The 4,842-nt window shown below is 65.6% G+C and carries 1 protein-coding gene; it reads right to left on the bottom strand.

Annotation, left to right across the window (positions count from 1 at the left end; genetic code table 11):
• Positions 1 to 50 precede the first annotated feature (50 nt).
• A partial coding sequence (locus AB4Y84_RS13350) for a DNA repair ATPase (protein ID WP_442250266.1) occupies positions 51 to 4,842 on the bottom strand: 4,792 nt, incomplete at its 5' end.

Raw genomic sequence — 4,842 nt, forward strand, 5'->3', positions numbered from 1 at the left:
GGAAGGCTGAGGGAACCGTGTTGCTCACGGTCCGGGTGTAGTAGTTGTGGTCATCCGGGGCCGGGTTGCCGTTGTAGCGCAGGCTCCGGTGCGACGGCCACCTCTGCCGGCGGTGGCGGCGGCAGCTGCAACGCACTGGCGATGTCGGCCAGCTGCGCGACCACGCGGCCACCGACATCACTGTCACCGGCGCCCATTGCCTTGTTGCGCAGGAAATCACGCTTGATCTGCGCCCAGCGTTGCGCGCGTTCTTCATCGAGCACGCCACGCAGCTCGGCCAGCTTCAGCAGATTCTCTTCGGCACCGGTGGTCAGCAGCTGCGCTTCGCCCAGGTAGTGGTCGGAGATCAGCTGCTGCAGCTCGTCGTCATTCATCACCGGCGAAATCTTCTCCGCCAGCTTGTTCATGTTGCGGTAGCTGCCCTGCAGGCGGAAGGGCGGCTCGGTGCGATAGCGGTCATCCTGGGCAGCGCTGGCGATGTACTGCTGGTTGACCCTGTAGACCACATCGCGGACCTGCAGCATGCGCTGCAGGGTGGCGGTGATCTCGTTGATCTCGGCGCCGCTGTAGGCGTGGCTCAGGCCGTTGGTGGACACATCCTTGCCCATCGCGCGGTCGACCAGCAGGTACAGGTCGGCCATCTCGCGCGTGGCCAGCGGCGCCAATACCGGGTTGGAGGTCAGGCTGTTCTCGATGTAGCTGAGCGTGAAGGCTGCTTCCATGCCGCCGAGCACATCGCCCAGGTTGTAGATGTCGGCACGGTTGGCCAGCATGTCCGGAATCTTGAACACTTCGCCGGATTCGGTGTACGGGTTGCCGGCCATGACCACGCAGAACTTCTTGCCACGCATGTCGTAGGTGCGCGTACGGCCGCGCCATACGCCTTCGATGCGGCGCGTGCCATCGCACAGCGAGATGAACTTCTGCAGGAACTCGGGGTGCGTGTGCTGGATGTCATCGACATACAGCATGGTGTTGTTGCCCATCTCCAACGCCAGGTTGAGCTTTTCCAGCTCCTGCCGCGAGGTGGCGTCCGGTGCCTGCTGCGGATCCAGCGACCGCACTTCGTGGCCCAGCGCCGGGCCGTTGATCTTCATGAAGACCAGGCCGAGGCGATGTGCCACGTACTCCATCAACGTGGTTTTGCCGTAGCCGGGCGGCGAGATCATCATCAGCAGGCCCATCAGGTCGCTGCGCTTGTTCTCGCCAACGGTGCCCATCTGCTTGGCCAGGTTGTCGCCGATCACGCCGAGATATACGTCGTTGATCAGCTTGTTGCGCACGAAGGACGACAACGGCCGGGCCTTGAACTCCGACAGCCGCAGGGTTTCGCGTTCGCGACCGATGATGCCCTGGCGCACCGCCTGATAGGCATGGAAGGCCGGTACGAACGACTGCAGGTGGTGCTGCAGGCGTGCCAGGAAATCGTCCAGCGACACGGTCAGGCTGCCGTTGTGGATGCGGGCGTGTTCACCCAGCAGGCCGCTGACGTCCGCCTGCAGCGGTGCATCGCTGGCACGGGTGCGCAGCTGTCGCTGCACCAGCAGCAATGCCGCTGCTTCTTCGACATAGCCGGCATGCGCCGACTGTGCCGGCAGCCCGGCGAGCGCCCGCAGCCATTGCCCGGCCAATGCCCAACGCATGGCCAGCGGATCCTGCGATCGCTGCAGCGCACGTTCAAGCGCATCACGCTGGCCCGCCTGCTCCAGTTGCTGCGACAGCGCGTCCAGCAATGCCTGCGCGTGCCGGCTGGTGCTGAACACCGGCTCGCCGGCCACCAGTTCTTCGCCCAGGTATGCCGCTGCTGCATCGGCGGCGGCGGCGTCGAACGGCAGTGCATGCGCGAGTGCATGGTCATGCAGCGCCTTGGCCATTTCCGCACGCAGGGCCTGGCGCCCCTCATCGGAACCGAACAGACGCGCGATGGCCTCGGCACCGGCCTGTCGGCCGGGCCACTGCGCCACGGCTTCATCGCGTTGCCGCGCGGCCCAGAACAGCAGTGCCAACGCACGCACATGGGGCGAATGCCGCAGCGGGCCGGCGGCCTGCTGCAGCGGCAGCAGCGCGCGAAGGATCAGGGCGGCGTCATGGTCATGGATACCGCGCTCGTAGCCCTCGCGGTAACGGGGCGCGGCAAAGGCGCGGACCCGCTGGCCCAGCGCTTCCGGTTCGGCTGCATCGTGCTGCAGCTGGGCCAGGTCCAGGCCATCGCGGCCCTCCTCCGCAGCCAGCAACAGGCACCCGGCCAGGTATTCGCCGCGGTAGATCGCTGCCGATTCCGAATCCAGGGTCACCGGCCAGAACGGCTTGAGCGCATCCAGCTCGGGATCGTGCAGGGTCTCCAGGAAATCGGTGCCGGTGAGATGGATGGCAAGGGTTTCACCCCGTGGCAGCAGGGTCAGGTCCAGCGCCTGGGTGTTCACGCTGAATCGATGGCGCGGGCCAAGGCGGACCACGTTGCCACCGGCCTCGTACAGGTCGCTGCGGTCGCGCAGCTGGCGCACGGCCTGGTCGCGCACGCCCTTCAGGCGCGCCTCGACATCGTCAGCCTTGACGTTGTCGCGCAGCGCACGCAGGCGCTCGGCCAGTTCACGCAGTTTGAGGATCAGCGGATCGCCGGCGAAGAAAGCGTTGAGCTCGTCGGCCGTGCCGAACCGCTCGGTACGCTTTCCGAGGCCATCAAGGATGCGGTTGGCGGCATCGAGCACCGAGCGTGCCTTGCGCTGGCGATCATCCAGCAGGGCCTGCTTGTGCGTATCAAAGGCTTCGACCAGCTCTTCGCGCTTGCTCAGGATGTCGCCGAGGAACTGCTCGTGCTCGCCGAACTGGCTTTCCAGTTCTTCCAGCTGCACCAGCAGGCGCGACAACTGTTCGTCGGCGCGCTCAGGGTCGCTGGCCATCGCCAGCGCGCTGGTGATCGACTGCGAGAACAGGGCGAACTGGGCGGCGAACTGGGCCACAGCTTCGGCCGAACCCAGCGACTTGCGGCGCTGTTCGGCGCGTGCGCGTGCCTGGTTCAGGCGCCCGTACAGCAGCGAGATGGATTCGACGACGCGGGTGCGCGCGGTCGCATCGTCGACCTTCAGTCCGGCCATCAGCTCGGACAGCATGTCCAGATCGCCGGCCATGCCGCGCAGGCCGTCCAGCTGCTCATCCAGCTGGCGTGCACTGGCGGCCTGCTGTGCGGCTTCGTCCAGCGCCTGCATGCGGGCGGTCAAGGGGGCCAGTGCTGCATCGCCGGCAAGGAAGGTACCGGTGGCGGCGCCGACACGGTCGTGCGCCTGCACCAGCTCGGCGGCCATCGCCTCGATGCGCGCAGTATCGATGTAGCGCAGTTCGCGGATGGTCAGCAGTCGACCGCGCAGTGCGGTGATCGCGTTGAGCGCTTCGACGAAGGCCTGCACCTCGTTCCAGTTTTCCGGCTGCAGCCGGCCCAGCAGTGCCTTGTGCGTGGCCTCTGCCTCAGCCATCGCCTGCGCCGACTGCTGGCGGATCGACTGCACCTTCTCGTATTCGTCCAGCACCGATTCGCCGGTGGCGCTGATCTGCCGCAGCAGGGCTTCGGCGCCATCGCAGGCTTCGTCACCCAGCCAATGATGCGCATCGAAAAGCCGCCGGGTGTCGGCTACCAGGCGCTGGTAGCGCTGCACCGATACATCCTGGCCGTCGATCTCGCGCGCCAGGTTGAACAGGTTGGAGATGCCGCGAACCAGCTCGGCGTTGCCGATGCGCCCCATGAAGGTATTGCCGGGCGGACGGCTGGCGGCGAACTCATCGCTGCTGAAGGGCGTCTGCCAGACCTGCATCGGATGGATGCGGGTCGGCTCGGTGCCCTCGGCATGGAACAGCACCATGCGCCCGTCCTGCATGAAGGCATAGCCGTGGCCGAAGACCGGGTTCTGCAGCACGCGCTGGATGGTGTTGTAGACGAACAGCGCCGAACGCCCGCCTTCGCGCTCGTAGAAGATGTACAGCACGTCCTCGCCGTTGGGCGAACGGATGCTGCGCTTGAACTGCATGCCATCCATCGAGGCGTCGAACGCCTTGTGCTCGCCACCCTGCAGGTAATAGCCGCCGGGGAAGATGATGCCGTGGTCTTCGGGCAGCTGCACGCAGGCCTGGACGATGGCATCGTTGCGTACGATGTCGCCGGTAAGCGTGTTGTAGATCAGTCCGCGCCATTCGGTTTCGCGGTAGGGCAGCACTTTCAGCAGCACCAGCGAGCCGACCCGGGCGAACTCGAACTGGGCGTCGTCCAGCGACTGCGTGCTGTCTTCCACCGGTTCGCTGTAGATGCCCTGCCCGGTTTCGGTGTTGTTCTCCACCTTGATGGTGAGATCGCCACCGGTGGTTTCCACGAACAGGGTATCGAGGATGTTCAGATGCGAATGGCGGCCGTTGACGGCAAGGTCGCGCGTGGCGCGCGTCCATTCGAAATCGAAGGGCGGCGGCAAGGCGATGTCACGCTCGCCACGTGCATCGAGATAGGTCAGTTCACCTTCGCGTGACAGCGCCCAGCGGAACACGCGCACGTCGCTGCTGCGCTCGCCGATCTGGAACGAGGCCAGCAGCTTGTCGCCCACCACGATCAGCTGCAGCAGGCGCGCATGCTTGTAGTAGGCGTACAGCTCGTTGAAGTCATGCACGAAGCCGGGCTGGTCGAGGAAACTGCCCTTCAGTTCAAGGGCAGCGACGTCGTAGCCATCAGCGCCCTGTACCAGCCGGTACAGGCCGAACACATCTTCGATGCGGGTCTGGGTCTTGAGCCCGATGAACACGTTGTAGCCGAACAGCAGGCGATCCGGGCCGACCTGGACGATGTCGCGGCCGACACAGTTGTTC

The sequence above is a fragment of the Stenotrophomonas sp. 2YAF22 genome (genome assembly GCF_052114665.1).
GTDB lineage: Bacteria > Pseudomonadota > Gammaproteobacteria > Xanthomonadales > Xanthomonadaceae > Stenotrophomonas > Stenotrophomonas indicatrix.